The sequence below is a fragment of the Candidatus Accumulibacter propinquus genome (assembly GCF_056856495.1).
This window is the reverse complement of the sequence record NZ_JBSEHC010000004.1, coordinates 185,918-203,777: the sequence shown is the minus strand read 5'-3', so window position 1 is coordinate 203,777 and position 17,860 is coordinate 185,918. Positions and strand designations below refer to the sequence as shown.

Annotated in this window: 15 protein-coding genes and 2 pseudogenes; 15 read left to right on the top strand and 2 right to left on the bottom strand. The window is 64.5% G+C overall.

The genetic code is table 11. The features are described 5' to 3' along the window. Positions 1 to 17 precede the first annotated feature (17 nt). Complete coding sequence (locus tag AC15MQ_RS16950) at positions 18 to 524, bottom strand: periplasmic heavy metal sensor (RefSeq protein WP_483080756.1); 507 nt, start codon at positions 522 to 524, stop codon at positions 18 to 20. A gap of 190 nt (positions 525 to 714) precedes the next feature. On the opposite strand from AC15MQ_RS16950, the pseudogene AC15MQ_RS16945 reads away from it, so the two are divergent. The 8 genes and pseudogenes from AC15MQ_RS16945 (at position 715) to AC15MQ_RS16910 (ending at position 8,234) form a co-directional block, all read left to right on the top strand. Further along, positions 715 to 1,436, top strand: a pseudogene (locus tag AC15MQ_RS16945) (response regulator). After that, complete coding sequence (locus tag AC15MQ_RS16940; RefSeq protein WP_483080755.1) at positions 1,433 to 2,149, top strand: hypothetical protein; 717 nt, start codon at positions 1,433 to 1,435, stop codon at positions 2,147 to 2,149. Before AC15MQ_RS16945 ends, AC15MQ_RS16940 begins: the two are co-directional and overlap by 4 nt. Next, entirely contained in the window at positions 2,134 to 2,535 is a 402-nt protein-coding gene (locus tag AC15MQ_RS16935; protein WP_483080754.1) for a hypothetical protein, read from the top strand. Before AC15MQ_RS16940 ends, AC15MQ_RS16935 begins: the two co-directional genes overlap by 16 nt. A 59-nt stretch (positions 2,536 to 2,594) precedes the next feature. Then, on the top strand, positions 2,595 to 2,759 hold the full coding sequence (locus tag AC15MQ_RS16930; protein ID WP_483080753.1) for a sensor histidine kinase: 165 nt from the start codon (positions 2,595 to 2,597) through the stop codon (positions 2,757 to 2,759). A 128-nt stretch (positions 2,760 to 2,887) separates the two neighbouring features. Further along, a pseudogene (locus AC15MQ_RS16925) lies at positions 2,888 to 3,871 on the top strand (YcjF family protein); the annotation flags it as partial. 100 nt (positions 3,872 to 3,971) lie between these two features. Next, complete coding sequence (locus AC15MQ_RS16920; RefSeq protein WP_483080752.1) at positions 3,972 to 5,528, top strand: protein adenylyltransferase SelO; 1,557 nt, start codon at positions 3,972 to 3,974, stop codon at positions 5,526 to 5,528. 189 nt (positions 5,529 to 5,717) lie between these two features. Continuing rightward, positions 5,718 to 5,999, top strand: a complete 282-nt coding sequence (locus AC15MQ_RS16915; protein WP_287654425.1) for a TIGR02647 family protein — start codon at positions 5,718 to 5,720, stop codon at positions 5,997 to 5,999. A 30-nt stretch (positions 6,000 to 6,029) separates the two neighbouring features. After that, entirely contained in the window at positions 6,030 to 8,234 is a 2,205-nt protein-coding gene (locus AC15MQ_RS16910) for a patatin-like phospholipase family protein (RefSeq protein WP_287654424.1), read from the top strand. Between the two features lie 200 nt (positions 8,235 to 8,434). On the opposite strand, the gene AC15MQ_RS16905 is transcribed toward AC15MQ_RS16910, so the two are convergent. Further along, entirely contained in the window at positions 8,435 to 11,041 is a 2,607-nt protein-coding gene (locus AC15MQ_RS16905; protein WP_483080751.1) for a bifunctional aconitate hydratase 2/2-methylisocitrate dehydratase, read from the bottom strand. Positions 11,042 to 11,080: 39 nt separating this feature from the next. On the opposite strand from AC15MQ_RS16905, the gene AC15MQ_RS16900 reads away from it, so the two are divergent. From AC15MQ_RS16900 to glyQ, 7 genes are all read left to right on the top strand, one after another. Continuing rightward, a complete protein-coding gene (locus AC15MQ_RS16900; protein ID WP_287668200.1) occupies positions 11,081 to 11,536 on the top strand; it encodes a hypothetical protein in 456 nt (151 codons plus the stop codon). A 16-nt stretch (positions 11,537 to 11,552) separates the two neighbouring features. Beyond that, entirely contained in the window at positions 11,553 to 12,920 is a 1,368-nt protein-coding gene (miaB, locus tag AC15MQ_RS16895) for a tRNA (N6-isopentenyl adenosine(37)-C2)-methylthiotransferase MiaB (protein ID WP_483080750.1), read from the top strand. Continuing rightward, positions 12,917 to 13,948 (top strand): PhoH family protein, encoded by a 1,032-nt coding sequence (locus AC15MQ_RS16890; RefSeq protein WP_483080749.1) that lies wholly within the window; start codon positions 12,917 to 12,919, stop codon positions 13,946 to 13,948. Before miaB ends, AC15MQ_RS16890 begins: the two co-directional genes overlap by 4 nt. Further along, complete coding sequence (gene ybeY / locus AC15MQ_RS16885; protein ID WP_287654419.1) at positions 13,935 to 14,399, top strand: rRNA maturation RNase YbeY; 465 nt, start codon at positions 13,935 to 13,937, stop codon at positions 14,397 to 14,399. The genes AC15MQ_RS16890 and ybeY overlap by 14 nt, the downstream gene beginning before the upstream one ends. Positions 14,400 to 14,489: 90 nt before the next feature. Further along, on the top strand, positions 14,490 to 15,332 hold the full coding sequence (locus tag AC15MQ_RS16880; RefSeq protein WP_287668206.1) for an HlyC/CorC family transporter: 843 nt from the start codon (positions 14,490 to 14,492) through the stop codon (positions 15,330 to 15,332). Next, entirely contained in the window at positions 15,286 to 16,860 is a 1,575-nt protein-coding gene (lnt, locus tag AC15MQ_RS16875; RefSeq protein WP_483080833.1) for an apolipoprotein N-acyltransferase, read from the top strand. The genes AC15MQ_RS16880 and lnt overlap by 47 nt, the downstream gene beginning before the upstream one ends. Before the next feature lie 93 nt (positions 16,861 to 16,953). After that, positions 16,954 to 17,859 (top strand): glycine--tRNA ligase subunit alpha, encoded by a 906-nt coding sequence (gene glyQ / locus AC15MQ_RS16870; RefSeq protein ID WP_287654416.1) that lies wholly within the window; start codon positions 16,954 to 16,956, stop codon positions 17,857 to 17,859. Position 17,860 lies beyond the last annotated feature (1 nt).

Below are 17,860 nucleotides of genomic sequence, written 5' to 3'. Positions count from 1 at the left end.
TCGGGACCTTCCGCCGCTCAGTTGCGGGCAGGTGCGTCGCGACCGAATCGGCCGCCCTGCGGCATATGTTCGAGTTTGCCCTTGATGAACAGTCGCGCCTTCTCCTTCTGCGGCGCGTCGAGGCTGTCGTACACCGCCAGCCAGCGGTCGCGACTGGCGGCATGCTGCTGGCGGCCGGCATCCTTGAGTTCGTCCATCTGCTTCACCACCGCGCGCAAGTCTGCTCCCGGCTGGCTGACGCTGGCCAGGACTTCTGCACGCTGCTTGCGCATCTGATCGCCGCGATCGCGCATACTTGACCGGCTGAACTGTTCCGCGTCCTGCCAGAGCGCTTCCTGCCTGGCATCGAGCTTGAGGTCCCCATGCAGGCGTGACATCTCCTGCAGGTGATACCCCATGCGCTGTTCCATTCTGCCACCAGCGGCGCCGCAGTGTTCGGGACTCATCGCCAGCGCCGTGCCGCCGGCGCCAAGCGCCAGCACCAGTGCCGCAACGAGAATACGGGGAGAGAAATTCGTTTTCATGCCAGGACTCCTTGGTTGAGGTTGATCGATCGCGACCAGAGCTTGCTCTCTCGCGATGCACTCATTCTGCCGCTGGCCCGATTGCAAAAGATTTCGCCAGACCGGTTCCGCGATTGCAAATTGTTTCCGCCCGCCAGGCAGGCGCTGCCGACGACATAGAATGATGACCGTTACCCGATCGACCAAGGCCATGAAGAAAATCCTGCTTGTTGACGACGATCCCGAGCTGCGCCAGTTGCTCGCCACCTATCTCGGCCGGCATGGCTTCGACACGCTGCTGTTGCCCGATACCCGCCAGCTCGATGCCTTTCTCGAACGCTACCAGCCACAACTGCTGGTGCTCGACCTGATGCTTCCCGGCGAAGACGGTCTCGCCGCCTGCCGCCGCCTGCGCGCGCGCGGCGAGACGCGACCGATCATCATGCTGACCGCACGCGACGAAACCGTCGACCGGGTGATTGGCCTGGAGACCGGTGCCGACGACTACGTCGGCAAGCCTTTCGACCCCCGCGAACTGGTCGCCCGCATCGAGGCCGTGCTGCGCCGCGGCGCACGCCCGCCGGCCGCGCCGGATCCCGCGGGGGGCGTAACCCGTTTCGGCAACTGGCTTTTCGACCGCGGCTAGCGCGCCAGTTGTCGAAAGGAACGGTCAGGTGGTGGGGCTGACCAGCGGCGAATTCGCCTTGCTGAACGCCTTGGTCGCCAACGCCAATCGGCCGATGAAGCGCGAGCGGCTGCTCGAATTGACGCGCGGCGAGACCACTGAAGCCTTCGACCGCGCCATCGACGTCCAGATCCACCGCCTGCGCCGCCTGATCGAGGCGGATCACGGCACACCCGCGTTATCTGCAGACGGTGTGGGGGATCGGCTATGTCTTTGTCCCGGACGCGGCAGGTGACTGCCCGGCATGACGATGAGACTCCTGCCCTCATCCCTGGCCAGCCGCACCGTGCTGCTGGTGATCGCGGTGATTGCCGTCACCGAGGTCGCCACTTTTTCCCTGATCGGGCACTTTCGCCGCAACTCGCACCTCAATCAGACCGTGCAACTGCTCGCCGGCCAGGTGCACCTGTTGCAGATCGTCCTGCCGGGACTGGACGACGAAGCCAGGCATATCCTCGAGCGCCGCCGACGCCGGCGAGCAGGGTCTGCAGGTGCGCGCCGGACGGCAACAGCGTGCCACGGCATCAGCCACAGTTTCCCTTTGCCCACCGCCTTGCCAACGAACTTGCCGAGCGCCTCGGCCGAACCGGTGCTGCTCCGGCACGGCGGTCCGGAGCAGCGCAGCGGCCTGTGGATCGGCTTCATGGCCGGCAGCGAGCGGTGGTGGCTGGTGTTGCCACCGCCGCGCTTCGAACCCCAGGCACTGCCCTCGGACCTGTGGCTGGGCCTCGCCGGCGATGCTGGCGGCCGTGCTGCTGATCGCCGGCCTGTTCGTGCGCGGCATCGTGGGTCCGCTGGCACGCCTCGAGCGAAGCCGTCGCGGCGACCGGCGACGGGCTGGCGCGCACGGCGACGCCTGAAGGTCCACGCGAGGTGCGGCGACTGGCCGAACGCCACAACACGATGCTTGGGCAGTTGGCCAGCGCGGCGGCCGAGCGACGCGAGATGCTCGCCGGGCTGACGCACGATCTGCGAGCCCCCCTGACCCGTTTGCGTCTGCGCCTGGCGCTGCTCGAAAGCGATGCCGACCGCGCCGGACTGGTGCGTGACGTTGACGACATGGAGCGCATCGTCGGCCAATGCCTGGCTTTCCTGCGTAGCGAAGAGTTCGCAATGGTCAAGGCGTCGATCCCTATCGCAGCGATTCTGTACGAAGAGATTGCCCGGCAGCGCGAACTCGGGCGACCCATCGAGTTGACCGTCGGCGGGGTCGCCGCCGACTGCCAGGTGGCGATCAGCGCTGGAAACCTCCAGCGCCTGCTCGACAACCTGATCGACAATGCCCTGCAGCACGGCGTTCCGCCGGTGGAGGTGGTATCTGAGCATCGCCCGCTGACGGCGCAGTGACTGCTGCAGCGTGCGTGACCATGGCCCGGGTATCGCACGCGCCGACCGCGGACGCGCGCTTGAAGCCCTTCGCCCAACTTGATCCGGCGCGAGCGACCGACGGCAGTTGCGGGCTCGGGCTGGCCATCGTGCGGCGCATCGCCGCGGGTTGTGGCGGTGACGTGGTGCTGGCAGATGCCGCGGGCGGCGGGCTGGAAGTAACCGTCAGCCTGCCGACGTGTTGACCCCTTGACGATTGTCGCGCGGACCCTCACTCTGCGCTATGCTGCCTACCGTAATGACGAGTCTGGGTCGCGCGCCTTGGTAGTGGCGAGGAACTTCCCGAGAGTCGCCGAGTCCCAGCGCCACTTCACAGGAGACACCCGGAATGAACCAGCAGGAACAGGAAGCCATTCTCGTCCTCAGCCTGATGGCTGCCTTTGCCGACGGCCACAAGGACGAGGCCGAACGAGCCGAACTCAAACGCATCGCCGATGCCCTGGCGGGCGAGGGCTCGATCAATCTCGCGCCGCTGTATCAGGCCGTGCTGCTCAAGCGAGTGTCGATGGCTTCAGCTGTGGCCGCGCTGAAAACCTCCGAAGCCAGGCAGCTCGCTTTCGAAATGGCGGTCTGCGTCTGCGACGCCGACGGCGTACAGTCGGCTGCCGAACAGGCCTTTCTCGCCGAACTGCGCAGCGCACTGGCGCTCGACGTGCAGCAAGCGGCGGCCTATACACAGCGCGTGGAAGAGATCGCGGCAATGCCTGTGGCCGCAGCGTCGCGCGGCGATAACACCGCCGGTACGGCGAAGCCGCCCGCGGCAGGCTACGCGTCGACGCGCAGCGAGGCCGAGCTCGACAGCGCCATTCTCAATGCGGCGATCCTCAACGGCGCCCTCGAACTGCTGCCGGAATCCCTGTCAACGATGGCCATCATCCCGCTGCAGATGAAACTGGTCTATCGCATTGGCCAATCCTATGGTTTCGACCTCGACCGCGGGCATATCAAGGATTTTCTTGCCACCCTCGGTGTCGGGTTGACCTCCCAGTATCTTGAGCAGGCCGGACGGAAACTGCTCGGCGGCCTGCTGGGCAAGATCGGCGGCGGCCTGCTGGGAGGCATTGGCAAGCAGGCGGTGAGTTCAGGCATGAGTTTCGCCAGTACCTATGCGCTCGGCCATGTCGCCAGGCGCTACTACGCGGGTGGCCGAAATTTCTCGACACAGATGCTGCGCGAGTCGTTCGACCATCTGCTCGGTGAGGCCAAGGGCATGCAGAACCGCTATTTACCCGAGATGCAGGCCAAAGCCCGATCACTGGATGCGGCACAGATCGTCGACCTGGTCCGCAAGGGCTGACTGCCGATGCCCTGTTGCCGACCACGCCGGGCGTCTCATGCCGTTTCGCCAGCCTCCACCCACCGCCAGCGCTCCTCAGCCCACGGTAACCGGGCCGCTCGTGCTGCAGTTCGATAATCGCTTCCTGCGCGAGTTGCCGGGTGATCCCGAGCGACGCAACGAACCTCGGCAGGTCTTCGGCGCCTGCTGGTCGCCGGTTGATCCGACACCAGTCGCCGCGCCCCGTCTTCTCGCCTACTCGCGCGAAGTGGCGGCAGCGCTCGATCTCGACGAGGCGGCCATGCAGACGCCGGAAATGGTCGCCGCATTGGCCGGCAATGCCTTGCTGCCAGGGATGGTCACCTACGCCAGCTGCTACGGTGGCCACCAGTTCGGGCAATGGGCCGGGCAGCTCGGCGATGGGCGGGCGATCCTGCTCGGCGAAGTCATCAACCGCCGTCAACAGCGCTTTGAACTACAGCTCAAGGGTGCCGGTCCGACGCCGTACTCGCGTCGAGCAGACGGACGCGCCGTGTTGCGCTCGTCGATCCGCGAGTTCCTGTGCAGTGAGGCCATGCATCACCTCGGGGTGCCGACAACACGCGCGCTGAGCCTGGTCGGCACCGGCGAATCGGTCGTCCGCGACATGTTCTATGACGGCCATCCAGTGGCCGAACCGGGGGCGGTGGTCTGCCGGGTTGCGCCTTCTTTCACCCGCTTCGGCCATTTCGAACTGCTGGCTGCCCGCGGCGAGCACCGCTTGTTGCAGCGCCTGGTCGACTTCACGATTGCACGCGACTTCCCGACCCTGCACAGCGACCCAGAGCAAGGCGGCCTGGGACTCTGGTTCAGCGAAATCTGCGAGCGCACGGCGCGCCTGATGGTGCACTGGATGCGCGTCGGCTTCGTGCACGGCGTGATGAATACCGACAACATGTCGATTCTTGGTCTGACCATCGACTACGGTCCCTACGGCTGGGTCGACAATTTCGATCCGGGCTGGACACCGAATACCACCGATGCCTCGAGTCGCCGCTACTGCTTTGCCCGGCAACCCGCTATTGCACGCTGGAATCTCGAACGTCTTGCAGACGCCCTGGCCAGACTGGTGCCTCGAACGGACGAGCTGGCCGCTGGTCTCGAACGCTACGACGAGATCTACGCTGCCGAATTCTGCGCGGCATTTGCCGGCAAGCTCGGTCTTCGCGCCTGGCGTCACGACGATGCCGAACTGCTCGAAGACCTGTTCGAACTGATGCGTCAGGCGGAGATCGACATGACCGAGTTCTTCCGCAGTCTGGCCAGGCTGGACATCGAGCAGCCGCATCTCGATGTCGTGCTTGGTGCCTGCTACCGCGACGATCTCCGCCAGCGCTATTCCATCGGTCTGACACGCTGGCTGGCACGCTACGCCGCCCGGCTGCGACAGGACGGCGAAGCGGCGGCGACACGTATCGCCCGGATGAACGCCGCCAACCCTCGCTACGTGCTGCGCAACTACCTCGCGCAACAGGCCATCGACCACGCCGAGCAGGGCGATACGCAGATGATCCACCACTTGCTCGAGGTTATGCGCCGTCCATACGACGAGCAGGCCGGGTGCGAGGCATTCAGTGCCAAGAGGCCCGACTGGGCGCGACACCGGGCGGGCTGTTCGATGCTCTCGTGCAGTTCGTAGGGGCATCGACTTCAGCTCGCGTTAGAATGGCATCCTGGCCGCCCCGGCTGCTCCCGGAGATCTACTGATGTCCGTCGGGATGGATTGGCACAGCCCCCCTCTCCGCCATCCGGGGTGGGGAAAGTCGTGCATCGTTGTGGCGGCCTTCGCTGCAAGATCGCCACCCGTTTGGATCAACAAGGAGTTGCCATGCCCTTTACGCCCGATCTGGTCGATGAACTCAATACGCTGGTTCGCTTCGATCTGGCCAGTACCCAGCACGGGATCAAGATCCACAAGACCGCCGATCCGGCAGTCATCGCGGCCACTCGACGGCTGCACGCCAAAGGGCTGCTCACGCAGGCCGACGGGGGTTATCTGACCAGCCTGGGTCGGGATGCAGCAGAACATGTGCAGGCCGCCTTGACCATTCTCAGCTCGCTTCCCTCCGCGGCAACAAGCCAGACTCCCGCGCTGGCACCCGGAGTCTGAACGGCTCGCCAGCCTGAATGGAGTAGCCTCATGACCACCGTGATTGCCCGGCACCTGCTGCTGGTCGTCCTGCTTGCGCTGGGCGCAGTGGCCAACGCCGCAGATCTTCCGGCCCGGCCGCGTGTCGGACTGGTCCTCGGTGGCGGCGGCGCGCGCGGCGCGGCGCATATCGGCGTGCTCGAAGTGCTCGAAAGGCTGCGCGTGCCGGTTGACTGCGTGGCCGGCACCAGCATGGGCGGACTGGTTGCCGGCGCCTACGCGGCCGGACTCTCGCCGGCAGTCATGCGGGAAGAGCTGGCGAAAGCCGACTGGGACGACCTGTTCCACGATGACCCGTCCTTCTCGCAGCAGAATTTCCGCAAGAAGGTCTTGGACAGGCGCTTCCTGCCGGCGTCGGAAACCGGCGTCGGCCCGGATGGTCTGAAGTACCAAACCGGCGTCGTCACCGGCCAGAAGATCAAGTTGTTTTTCAACCAACTGGTCGGCGACTATCTGGGAGAACGGGAGATCGACCGGCTGCCGTTGCCGCTGTCGATCATCGCCACCGATATCGTTCAGGGCCAGCGGGTGGTCTTTCGCAGCGGCAGCCTGACCACCGCCATGCGCGCCAGCATGTCGGTTCCCGGCCTGATGTCGCCGGTCGAGATCAACGGCGAAAAACTGGTAGACGGCGGCCTCGTCGATAACGTGCCGATCGGCGAGGCGCGCTCCCGCTGTCAGGCCGATGTCGTGATTGCCGTCAATGTCGGCTCGCCGCTGCTCAAGGCCGAAGACATCAGCGGCCTGCTGAGCATTTCGGTGCAGATGGTGAATATCCTCACCGAGCAGAATGTGACCCGTTCACTGGCCACCCTGAAGGCGACTGACATTTATATCAAGCCTGATCTCGATGGGATCAGCGCCGGTGACTTCAAGCGCACTTCCGAAACTGCGGATCGTGGCGTGCAGGCTGCTGAATCGGTCGCCGATCGCCTGCGCCTCCTGGCCGTCAGCGAAGCCGCCTACGCCGCCTGGACCGAGAACATCCAGGTGGCACGGCGCGAAACGCCGAAGATCCATGAAATCCAGATCGCCGGACTCAGACTGGTGAACCCAGCCATGGTTGAACAGCACATCCAGGTCAAGCCGGGCGACCCGGTCAACCCGTCCGTGATCAACCCCGACCTGCTGCGAGTGTACGGCGATGGCTACTATCAGAACGTCGATTACGCCATGCTCGACACGCTGCGCGACCGCAACATTCTGCGCGTGATGCCCCTCGAAAAAAGCTGGGGACCCGATTACATTCGCTACGGCATCAACCTCGACAGCAATTTCAAGAGCGACTCCAGTTACAGTCTGCGTCTTGGCTACCAGAAGACCTGGATCAACTCGCTGGGTGCCGAACTCCTGGCCATTGGAGAGATCGGCTCGACCAATGGAGTCTCCGTGGACTATTACCAGCCGGTTGATGCGCGCCAACGCTACTTTCTCGAAACCAACCTGAAGTACGTCAGCAAAATCAGCAGCGTTTATCAGAACGACAACAAACTCGCTGAATACCGAATCCTGCAGGGCAGCGCCCGTTTCGGCGCCGGAATCAACCTCGGCGCTCTCGGCCAGGCGCGTGCGGGTTGGGAGGAAAACTGGTGGAATCCCAAGCTGGATACCGGCTTGCCGGTGTTCCCCGAACAATCGAAGCGGTATGGCGGCTGGGTTGCCCGCTTCGACCTGGACCAGACCGATCGGCTCTATTTTCCAACCAGCGGCTGGAATTCTTCAGTCAAGTATTTCGACGCCCCGACTGAACACTACAGCAAGGTCGACGGTTATGCCAGCGCCTACCGGAGCTTTGGCGACTGGGTACTGAGCAGCCGGGTTTCGTATCAGGGCTCGCCTGTCGGCCGCCTGCCATTCTATGATGTAGGAAGCCTCGGGGGCATGCTGAACATGACTGCGTTTGCTGTCGGTCAGCTCAAGGGCGATGACATGAGCTACGTCAATGCCCGTGCCGAACGCATCATTGGCCGCCTGCCGCTCGGTCTGCGTGGCGACATGCGCATGGGTCTGGCGGTCGAGGGGGCGAAGATCGGCACTCCCTACACGGAAACCAACCTGAAAGGCTGGATCAACTCCACCGCCATTTATCTCGGTGGCGAGACGCCCCTGGGGCCGGTCTACCTTGGATACGGCTACTCCAGCTCGGGTTCGACCGGCGGTTATTCCAATCTCTACCTGTTTCTCGGAACCCCCTGAGCGGACCTCCACACCTCTCAGATCAAACGCACAAGCTGCTTGCCGAGGTTGGCGCCCTTGAGCAGGCCGATGAAGGCCTCGGGCGCGCGCTCGATACCCTGCGCGACGGTTTCGCACCACTGGCCCAAAGTACACAGCCCCCGCCGCACAGGTGAACTGCATCGACGGGGGCCAGGAACTTGCTACTAGTGGAGGATGGTTTACACCGTCACCGTATCCGCCACGTCACTGAACTCCCTGATCTGATCGAAGTTCATGTAGCGGTACACCTCCGCGGCCTTGGCGTTGACCGCCTGCACCTGCTCCAGATACTCGGCCGGCGTCGGGATCCGGCCCATCAGCGCGCAGACGGCGGCGAGTTCGGCCGAGCCGAGATAGACGTTGGTGTCGATGCCGAGACGGTTCGGGAAGTTGCGCGTCGAGGTCGACATCGCCGTGCTGCCCTTGCGGATCTGCGCCTGGTTGCCCATGCACAGCGAGCAGCCGGGCATTTCCATGCGCGCGCCGGACTTGCCGAGGATCGCGTAATAACCTTCCTCGTTGAGGATCATCGCGTCCATCTTGGTCGGCGGCGCGATCCACAGGCGCGTCGGAATGTCGGTCTTGCCTTCGAGGACCTTGCCGGCGGCGCGGAAGTGACCGATGTTGGTCATGCACGAGCCGATGAAGACTTCGTCGATCTTCGTGCCGGAGACGGCGGAGAGCAGTTTGACGTCGTCGGGGTCGTTCGGGCAGGCGACCAGCGGCTCGGTGACCTCGGCGAGGTCGATCTCGATCACCGCGGCGTACTGCGCGTCGGCGTCACCCTGCAGCAGTTCCGGTTTGGCGATCCAGGCCTGCATGGCCTTGATGCGGCGGCCGAGGGTGCGGGCGTCGGAGTAGCCGTTGGCGATCATCCACTTCATCAGCGTGATGTTCGAGCGCATGTACTCGATGATCGGCTCCTTGTTCAGCGCCACCGCACAGGCGGCGGCCGAACGCTCGGCAGCGGCGTCGGAGAGTTCGAAGGCCTGTTCGACCTTGAGATCCGGTAGCCCTTCGATTTCGAGGATGCGGCCCGAGAAGATGTTTTTCTTGCCCTTCTTCTCGACGGTCAGCAGGCCGGCCTTGATCGCGTAGAAGGGGATCGCGTTGACCAGGTCGCGCAGCGTCACTCCGCGCTTGCCGGCTTCGGCGAGCGAACCCTTGAAGCGCACCAGTACCGATTCCGGCATGTCCAGCGGCATCACGCCGGTGGCCGCGGCAAAGGCGACCAGGCCCGAACCGGCCGGGAACGAGATGCCGATCGGGAAACGCGTGTGCGAATCGCCGCCGGTGCCGACGGTGTCGGGCAGCAGCAGGCGGTTGAGCCAGGAGTGGATGACGCCGTCGCCGGGTCGCAGCGCGACGCCACCGCGGGTGCTGATGAACGACGGCAGCTCGCGGTGCATCCGGACGTCAACCAGCTTCGGGTAGGCGGCGGTATGGCAGAACGACTGCATCACCATGTCCGCCGAGAAGCCGAGGCAGGCCAGATCCTTGAGTTCGTCGCGGGTCATCGGGCCGGTGGTGTCCTGCGAGCCGACGGTGGTCATCCGCGGTTCGCAGTAGGTCCCGGGCAGGACGCCCTTGCCTTCCGGCAGACCGCAGGCACGGCCGACCATCTTCTGCGCCAGCGAGTAACCCTTGCCCGGATCGGCCGGATTCTGCGGCAGACAGAACAGCGTCGACACCGGCAGACCGAGCGCTTCACGGGCACGCGTGGTGAGGCCGCGGCCGACGATCAGCGGGATGCGGCCACCGGCACGCACTTCGTCGAGGATCACCGGCGTCTTCAGTTGCGATTCGGCGATCACCGCGCCGTTCTTCAGCGCGATGACCTTCGAGGTGGCGGCGTCGATCTGCAGTTCGATCTCGTCGCCCATGTCCATCTGGCCGCAGTCGAGTTCGATCGGCAGCGCGCCGGCGTCTTCCATGGTGTTGAAGAAGATCGGGGCGATCTTCGAGCCGAGGCAGACGCCACCAAAGCGCTTGTTCGGCACGTAGGGAATGTCCTCGCCGGTGAACCACAACACCGAGTTGGTCGCCGACTTGCGCGAGGAACCCGTGCCGACGACGTCACCGACGTAGGCGATCAGGTTGCCCTTCTTCGCGAGTTCCTCAAGCTGCTTGATCGGGCCGCGCTCGCCCGGCTTGTCGGGGTCGATCCCCGGACGCGGGTTCTTGAGCATGGCCAGCGCGTGCAGCGGGATGTCCGGGCGCGACCAGGCGTCGGGCGCCGGCGACAGGTCGTCGGTGTTGGTTTCGCCGGTGACCTTGAAAACGGTCAGCTTCTGCGAGGCGGGCACCGGCGGACGCGAGGTGAACCACTCCGCATCCGCCCAGCTCTGCATGACCGCCCTGGCGTTGGCGTTGTCCTTGTCGGCCAGTTCCTTGACGTCGTGGAAGAAATCGAACACCAGCAGGGTCTTCTTGAGCGCTTCGGCAGCAATCGTACCGGTCGGACCGGCGAGCAGGTCGATCAGCGGCTTGACGTTGTAACCGCCGAGCATCGTCCCCAGCAGTTCGGTCGCCTTTTCCTTCGAGAGCAGGGGGCAGGACTCTTCGCCCTTGGCCACTCGGGCCAGGAACTCGGCCTTGACCTTGGCCGCGTCGTCCACCCCGGCCGGCACACGGTAGGTGATCAGCTCGACGAGATTTGCCTCTTCACCCGCGGGCGGGTTCTTCAGCAGTCCGATCAGTTCCTCGGTCTGCTTCGCGGTCAGCGGCAGCGGCGGAATACCAAGCGCAGCGCGCTCGGCAACATGGGCACGATAGGATTCCAGCACGGCGACGTCCTTTCTCAAAGGTTGTACGGCAGCAAAAGCATGATTGTACTGCAAGGGAGCAACACCGACCGGTCGAAGAACCGGTACCTGGCGCACGATGGACTGCCATCGGGGTGCCGCCTTGTCTATAATGCGGCGATGGACATCCCTTCCGCCCTGCTGTACAGCATCCTCAGCGCCATCGCCGAGGCTGCCCTGGCGCCGGCGCCCGACCCGCAGATGGCATACGAAGGACAGGCACTGAGCCGCTCGCTACCCGACGAGGCCAGGCAGGGCGTCATGCAGCCACCGACGGGTGACGGCTTCGTGACGATCAGCGGACGCGAGTTGCCCCTGGCCCCGACAGCGCAGATCCGCAGCCGGCAGAACCTGATCGTGATGCCGATGCAGATCCAGAACCCAGTCGAGGTCGTTTACATCACCGACGCTTCCGGCGCGATTTACCGCGTCTGGATGCTGACGCCGGGCGAAGCCTCGGTGTCGCGCCCACGCTAACAAAATCAGGTAAAAGATGGCCAAAAAACTGTTCATCCGCACCTTCGGGTGTCAGATGAACGAGTACGATTCGGACAAGATGGCCGACGTGCTCGCTGCCTCCGAAGAAATCGTCAAGACCGACACTCCCGACGACGCGGACATCATCCTCTTCAACACCTGCTCGGTACGCGAGAAAGCGCAGGAACGCGTTTTCCACGACCTCGGCCGGGTACGCCTGCTGAAGCTGGCCAATCCCGACCTGGTCATCGGCGTCGGCGGTTGCGTGGCAAGTCAGGAGGGTGCGGCGATCGTCGCGCGGGCGCCGTATGTAGACGTCGTCTTTGGCCCGCAGACCCTGCATCGCCTGCCGCAGTTGATCGCCGAACGGCACCGGCTGGGCAAGTCGCAGGTCGACATTTCCTTCCCCGAGATCGAGAAGTTCGACCATCTGCCACCCGCCCGGGTCGAGGGCATTGCGGCCTTCGTCTCGATCATGGAGGGCTGCAGCAAGTTCTGTTCGTTCTGCATCGTGCCCTACACCCGCGGTGAAGAGGTTTCGCGTCCCTTCGACGACGTCCTGACCGAAGTGGCGGGCCTGGCGGCGCAGGGGGTCAGGGAGGTCACGCTGCTCGGCCAGAACGTCAATGCCTACCGGGGCGCGATGAGCGGCAGCGGCCAGGCACCTGCCGGTGAGGAAGCAGCCGATCTCGCGCTGCTGATCGAATACATCGCCGAGATTCCCGGCATCGAACGCATCCGCTACACGACCTCGCACCCGCGCGAGGTCTCGTCGCGGCTGATCGAGGTCTACGCCAGGGTGCCGAAGCTGGTATCGCACCTGCATCTTCCGGTCCAGTCGGGATCGGATCGTGTCCTCGCGGCGATGAAACGCGGCTATACGGCGCTCGAATACAAGAGCCTGGTACGCAAGCTGCGGGCGGCACGCCCCGACCTGTCGTTATCCTCGGACTTCATCGTCGGCTTTCCGGGGGAGACGGCCGAAGATTTCGAGAAAACCATGAAACTGATCGACGAGGTCGGCTTCGATGCCTCGTTCTCTTTCCTCTACAGCGCGCGTCCGGGCACCCCGGCGGCGGATCTCGCCGACGATACGCCGCAGCCGGTCAAGCTCGAACGCCTGTTGCGTCTGCAGAAGCGCATCGACGAACTGGCGCAGGCCGTTTCCGCGGCAATGGTCGGCAGCGTCCAGCGCGTGCTCGTCGAGGGCCTGTCGAAGAAGGACCGCAATGAACTGGCCGGGCGCACCGACAACAACCGCGTCGTCAATTTTGCCGGACATGCCACCGACAACACGGTGTTCCTCGATCGCTTCCTGGATGTGCGCATCACCTCGGCGATGCCGCACTCGCTGCGCGGTGAAATCGTGAGCCGACCGGCATGACCGCCAGGACGGTCACCGCCAAGCGGCCGAGCACCGAACTGCTGCTGTCGCCGGTCAACAACAAGCAGCTCGCCAACCTCTGCGGCGTGCTCGACGAGAATCTGCGCCAGATCGAGACGGCACTCGACGTCTCGATCGCCCGCCGTGGCGAGCGCTTTACGTTGCGCGGCGAGACCGCGCAGACCGCGCGCGCCTCCGAGGCCCTGCAGCAGTTCTACGCGCAGGCCAAGGACACCTTGTCGGTCGACGAAATCCAGCTCGGCCTGATCGAACTGCTCAACCGGCCGGTGCGCAACATCAGCTCGGGCGGCGGCGTTTCGCCGGCACTGATGACCCGCAAGAGCGAATTGCACGGGCGCACGCCGCGGCAGATCGAATACCTGAAAAGCATCCAGGAACACGACATCACCTTTGGTACCGGTCCCGCCGGTACCGGCAAGACTTACCTGGCGGTCGCTTCCGCGGTCGACGCCTTCGAACGCGAACTGGTGCAGCGCATCGTGTTGACCCGTCCAGCCGTCGAGGCCGGCGAGCGCCTCGGCTTCCTGCCGGGGGATCTGGCGCAGAAGGTCGATCCGTACCTGCGACCGCTGTACGATGCGCTTTACGATCTGATGGGCTTCGAGCGCGTCGGCAAGCTCTTCGAACGCGGCGCGATCGAGATTGCCCCGCTGGCCTACATGCGCGGCCGCACCCTGAACCACGCCTTCATCATCCTCGACGAAGCGCAGAACACGACGCCCGAGCAGATGAAGATGTTCCTGACGCGCATCGGCATCGGCGCCAAGGCGGTAGTCACCGGCGATGTCACCCAGATCGACCTGCAACGCGGCCAGAAGAGCGGCCTGATCGAAGCCCGCCAGATCCTCAAGGAGGTTCGCGGCATCGCTTTCACCGAGTTCCTCAAGGAAGACGTGGTACGCCATCCCCTGGTGGCGCGCATCGTCTCCGCTTACGAAGCGCATACCGCAGCGCTCGAGGCCCGCGAAGCCGCGGCAAACGTGGCAAGAAAGCATGCCAAAGAATAAGCGCCTGGATCTCGGCGTGCAGTACGCCTGTCAAAGGGCGACGCTACCCGGCAGGAAGCAGGTCCGGACCTGGGTACGTCGCACGCTGAAGGCGACCGGCAGACCGGGCGGGCAGATCAGCGTGCGCTTTGTCGACGCCGAGGAAGGGCGGCGACTCAACAGCGGGTACCGTGACAAGGACTACGCGACCAACATCCTGTCCTTCCCCTACCAGATCGAACCCAGTGTCTGCGGCGACCTGGTGTTGTGCGCGCCGGTCCTCGTTCGCGAGGCAAACGAGCAGGGCAAGTCGCTGGCAGCGCATTGCGCGCATCTGGTCGTCCATGGCCTGCTGCACCTGCAGGGCTACGACCATGAAGCGAGCGACGAACAGGCTGCCGAAATGGAAGGCCATGAACGGCGCATACTCGCTGCCCTGGGCTACGCGGACCCCTACCGCGACGAGTCGTGACCCTCACCTCACCACCACAAGTCTTCTCCGGCATCCAGGAGAGAACCGATACGTCGGTCGCTGACGCGACCCGCACGCCAGAAGGCCCCTATGGACAGCAACCCCGCTCACAAACCCGGATTCTTTGAACGTCTCTCCTCGCTGCTGGTGCATGAACCCGAGGATCGCGAACAACTCATGCAACTCCTGCACGCCGCGCACCAGCGCCAGTTGCTCAATGCCGATGCCCTGGGCATCATCGAGGGCGCGCTCGCGGCTTCGGAAATGAGCGTCCGGGAAGTCATGGTGCCGCGGCCGATGATGGAGGTCGTCGATGTCCAGGATTCGCTGCAGCAGGTCATCAACCAGGTCAACACGACCCTGCACTCGCGCTTTCCGGTGATCAACGGCAGCCGCGACAACGTCATCGGCATCCTGTTGACCAAGGACCTGCTGCGCGTACCGCACGCCGACGGTTTCAGCCTGCGCGACTGGCTGCGGCCGGCGGTGTTCATCCCTGAATACAAGCGTCTCGACGTCCTGCTGCGCGAGTTCCGCGTCTCGCGCAATCACATGGCGATCGTCATTGACGAATACGCCGGCATTGCCGGCCTGATCACCATCGAAGACGTGCTCGAACAGATCGTCGGCGATATCTCGGACGAATACGACTTCGACGAGGCGGACGACAATATTCAGCTCGATCAGAACGGGGCGTACCGGGTCAAGGCGCATACCACCGTGGCGGACTTCAATGTTGCTTTCGACACCCGCTTCAGCGACGAGAAATGCAATACCGTCGGCGGACTGATCCTGAACCATCTTGGGCGGGTACCGCAGTTCAATGAAACGATCGCCATTGACGACGTGAATTTCCAGGTGTTGCGCGCCGACAGTCGGCGCATCTATACGCTGGTCGTCTCGCGTTCGCCGGCGGCTGACGATTCTGAATAGGAGCCTGGGCTGGCGCTGCCTCGGCGCCAGCCTGCTCGGTGCTGCGGGTGTCGTCGCTTTTGCGCCGGTCGGCTGGTTTCCCGCCAACTGGCTGAGCCTCGGCGGCCTCTTCGGCCTGCTCTGCGCGGTAATCGGCGGCCAAGGACAGGTCCGCCACGGTGCGCTGATCGCCGCCGCCTATGGCCTTGGCCAGTTCCTGACCGGCGTCTCCTGGGTCTATGTCAGCCTCAGCGTCTTTGGCGGCATGCCGGCAGCGCTGGCGGGCCTGGCGACGTTGCTGTTCTGCGGCGTGCTGGCGATTTACCCGGCGTTGGCCGGCGCGCTCTTCGTTCGCCTTGCCGCGCCCGGCTACTGGCCTCGCGCCCTGCTCTTCGCCGCCCTGTGGGTGCTGACCGAGGGCTTGCGCGCCTGGGTGTTCACCGGTTTTCCGTGGCTGTCTGCCGGCTACTCGCAAACGCCACCGAGTCCGCTCGCCGGCTATGTGCCGCTGCTCGGCATCCATGGCGCGTCGCTGGCTTCGGCGCTGCTCGGCGCGCTGATCTTCGAGATCGTCAGGCGCTGGCTGTCTACCACCGACTGCCCGGCACGCGGCTGGCTGCGCTGGTGTCCGGCTCTGCCGCTGGTCGCCGCTGCCGCGATCCTGGCAGCCGGCGAACTGCTGCGCGAGGTCCGCTGGACGCAGGAGGAAGGTGAGCCGCTGTCGGTGGCCTTGCTGCAGGGCAACGTGGCGCAGGAAATGAAATGGCGGCCCGAGCGTTTCGCCGATTCCCTGCACAGCTACTACCGGCTGGCACTGGAGAACCCGGCGCGGCTCACGGTTCTGCCCGAAACCGCCCTGCCCGCTTTCCTCGACCAGATTCCCGCGGACTATCTCGACGCCCTGCAGCAACTCGCGCTGCGCCAGCAAGGCGAACTGCTGCTCGGCATCCCGGTGGCCGAAGGCAGGCACTACTACAATGCGGCGGTGAACCTGGGGGCGTCAGGCCGGCAGCGCTACGACAAGGTGCATCTGGTGCCCTTCGGTGAGTTCGTTCCGCCGGGTTTTGCCTGGTTCATGGCGATGGCCAACATCCCGATGTCCGACTTCACCGCCGGCTCAACCACGCAGGCGCCGCTGCGCCTTGCCGGCCAACGCGTGCGGGTGAACATCTGCTACGAAGACGCCTTTGGCAGCGAGATCATCGGCGCGTTGCCGGCCGCGACGCTGCTGGTGAACATGTCCAACGTCGCCTGGTTCGGAGACTCGCTGGCACCGGCGCAACACCTGCAGATTGCCCAGATGCGCGCCCTCGAAACCGGGCGCATGCTGCTGCGCGCCACCAACACCGGCATGACCGCAATCGTCGACGTCGACGGTCGCGTACTCTCGGCACTGCCCGCTTTCACGCGCGGCGCACTGGTCGGCGAAGTACGCGGCCATTCGGGAGCCACTCCGTTCGTACGCGGGGGGAACTGGCCGGTCATCGGTCTCGCCTTGTTGTGGATTGCCGTGTCGGGTCGCCGCAGAACGGGATCGGCAACGGCCTGACACGCCGGCTTGCCGGGAGCCGGCGGAAGCAGGTTCTTGTCGGCCGAGAAACAAAGTAAAATCCCGGCTTTTGGTTCTGCACGAAGCTCTCCCATGCCTACGTTTCAGGAAGTCATTCTGCGTCTCCAGGAGTTCTGGGACCAACAGGGCTGTGCGCTGCTGCAGCCTTACGACATCGAAGTCGGTGCCGGTACCTTCCATACCGCGACCTTCCTGCGCGCGATCGGCCCCGAACCGTGGAACGCGGCCTACGTGCAGCCGTCGCGGCGGCCAAAGGACGGCCGCTACGGCGAAAACCCGAACCGCCTGCAGCATTACTACCAGTATCAGGTGGTGCTGAAGCCGTCGCCGGAGAACATCCAGGAACTCTATCTCGATTCGTTGCGCGCGCTCGGCATCGATACCAGCCAGCACGACATCCGCTTTGTCGAGGACGACTGGGAAAGTCCCACACTGGGCGCCTGGGGGTTGGGCTGGGAAGTGTGGCTGGACGGCATGGAGGTGACGCAGTTCACCTATTTCCAGGAAGTCGGTTCGCTGTCCTGCAAACCGGTGCTCGGCGAGATCACCTACGGCATCGAAAGGTTGGCGATGTACCTGCAGGGAGTCGAAAACGTCTTCGACCTGGTCTGGGCCGAAGGACCAGGCTACCGGGTGACCTACGGCGACGTCTATCACCAGAACGAAGTCGAGCAGTCGAAGTACAACTTCGAGCATTCCAATGTGGACCTGCTGTTCCGTCATTTCGGCGAACACGAATCGGAAGCACGACGCCTGATCGCTGCCGGCCTGGCCCTGCCGGGCTATGAAATGGTGATGAAGTGCTCGCATACCTTCAACCTGCTGGATGCGCGCGGCGCCATCTCGGTCACCGAACGGGCGGCCTACATTGGCCGCGTACGCGCCCTGGCACGCGAGGTGGCGCAGGCCTACCACGATTCCCGCCAGGCACTCGGCTTCCCGATGTGCAAGGCCAGTGTCGGCGGCGAGGGGCATTGAG

Coding starts and splice junctions, on each gene's coding strand:
- AC15MQ_RS16880 (WP_287668206.1), top strand. CDS start 14,490: ATGGACAGCAACCCCGCTCACAAACCCGGATTCTTTGAACGTCTCTCC.
- AC15MQ_RS16900 (WP_287668200.1), top strand. CDS start 11,081: ATGATTGTACTGCAAGGGAGCAACACCGACCGGTCGAAGAACCGGTAC.
- AC15MQ_RS16910 (WP_287654424.1), top strand. CDS start 6,030: ATGACCACCGTGATTGCCCGGCACCTGCTGCTGGTCGTCCTGCTTGCG.
- miaB (WP_483080750.1), top strand. CDS start 11,553: ATGGCCAAAAAACTGTTCATCCGCACCTTCGGGTGTCAGATGAACGAG.
- AC15MQ_RS16915 (WP_287654425.1), top strand. CDS start 5,718: ATGCCCTTTACGCCCGATCTGGTCGATGAACTCAATACGCTGGTTCGC.
- AC15MQ_RS16890 (WP_483080749.1), top strand. CDS start 12,917: ATGACCGCCAGGACGGTCACCGCCAAGCGGCCGAGCACCGAACTGCTG.
- AC15MQ_RS16940 (WP_483080755.1), top strand. CDS start 1,433: ATGACGATGAGACTCCTGCCCTCATCCCTGGCCAGCCGCACCGTGCTG.
- AC15MQ_RS16935 (WP_483080754.1), top strand. CDS start 2,134: ATGCTCGCCGGGCTGACGCACGATCTGCGAGCCCCCCTGACCCGTTTG.
- AC15MQ_RS16950 (WP_483080756.1), bottom strand. CDS start 524: ATGAAAACGAATTTCTCTCCCCGTATTCTCGTTGCGGCACTGGTGCTG.
- glyQ (WP_287654416.1), top strand. CDS start 16,954: ATGCCTACGTTTCAGGAAGTCATTCTGCGTCTCCAGGAGTTCTGGGAC.
- ybeY (WP_287654419.1), top strand. CDS start 13,935: ATGCCAAAGAATAAGCGCCTGGATCTCGGCGTGCAGTACGCCTGTCAA.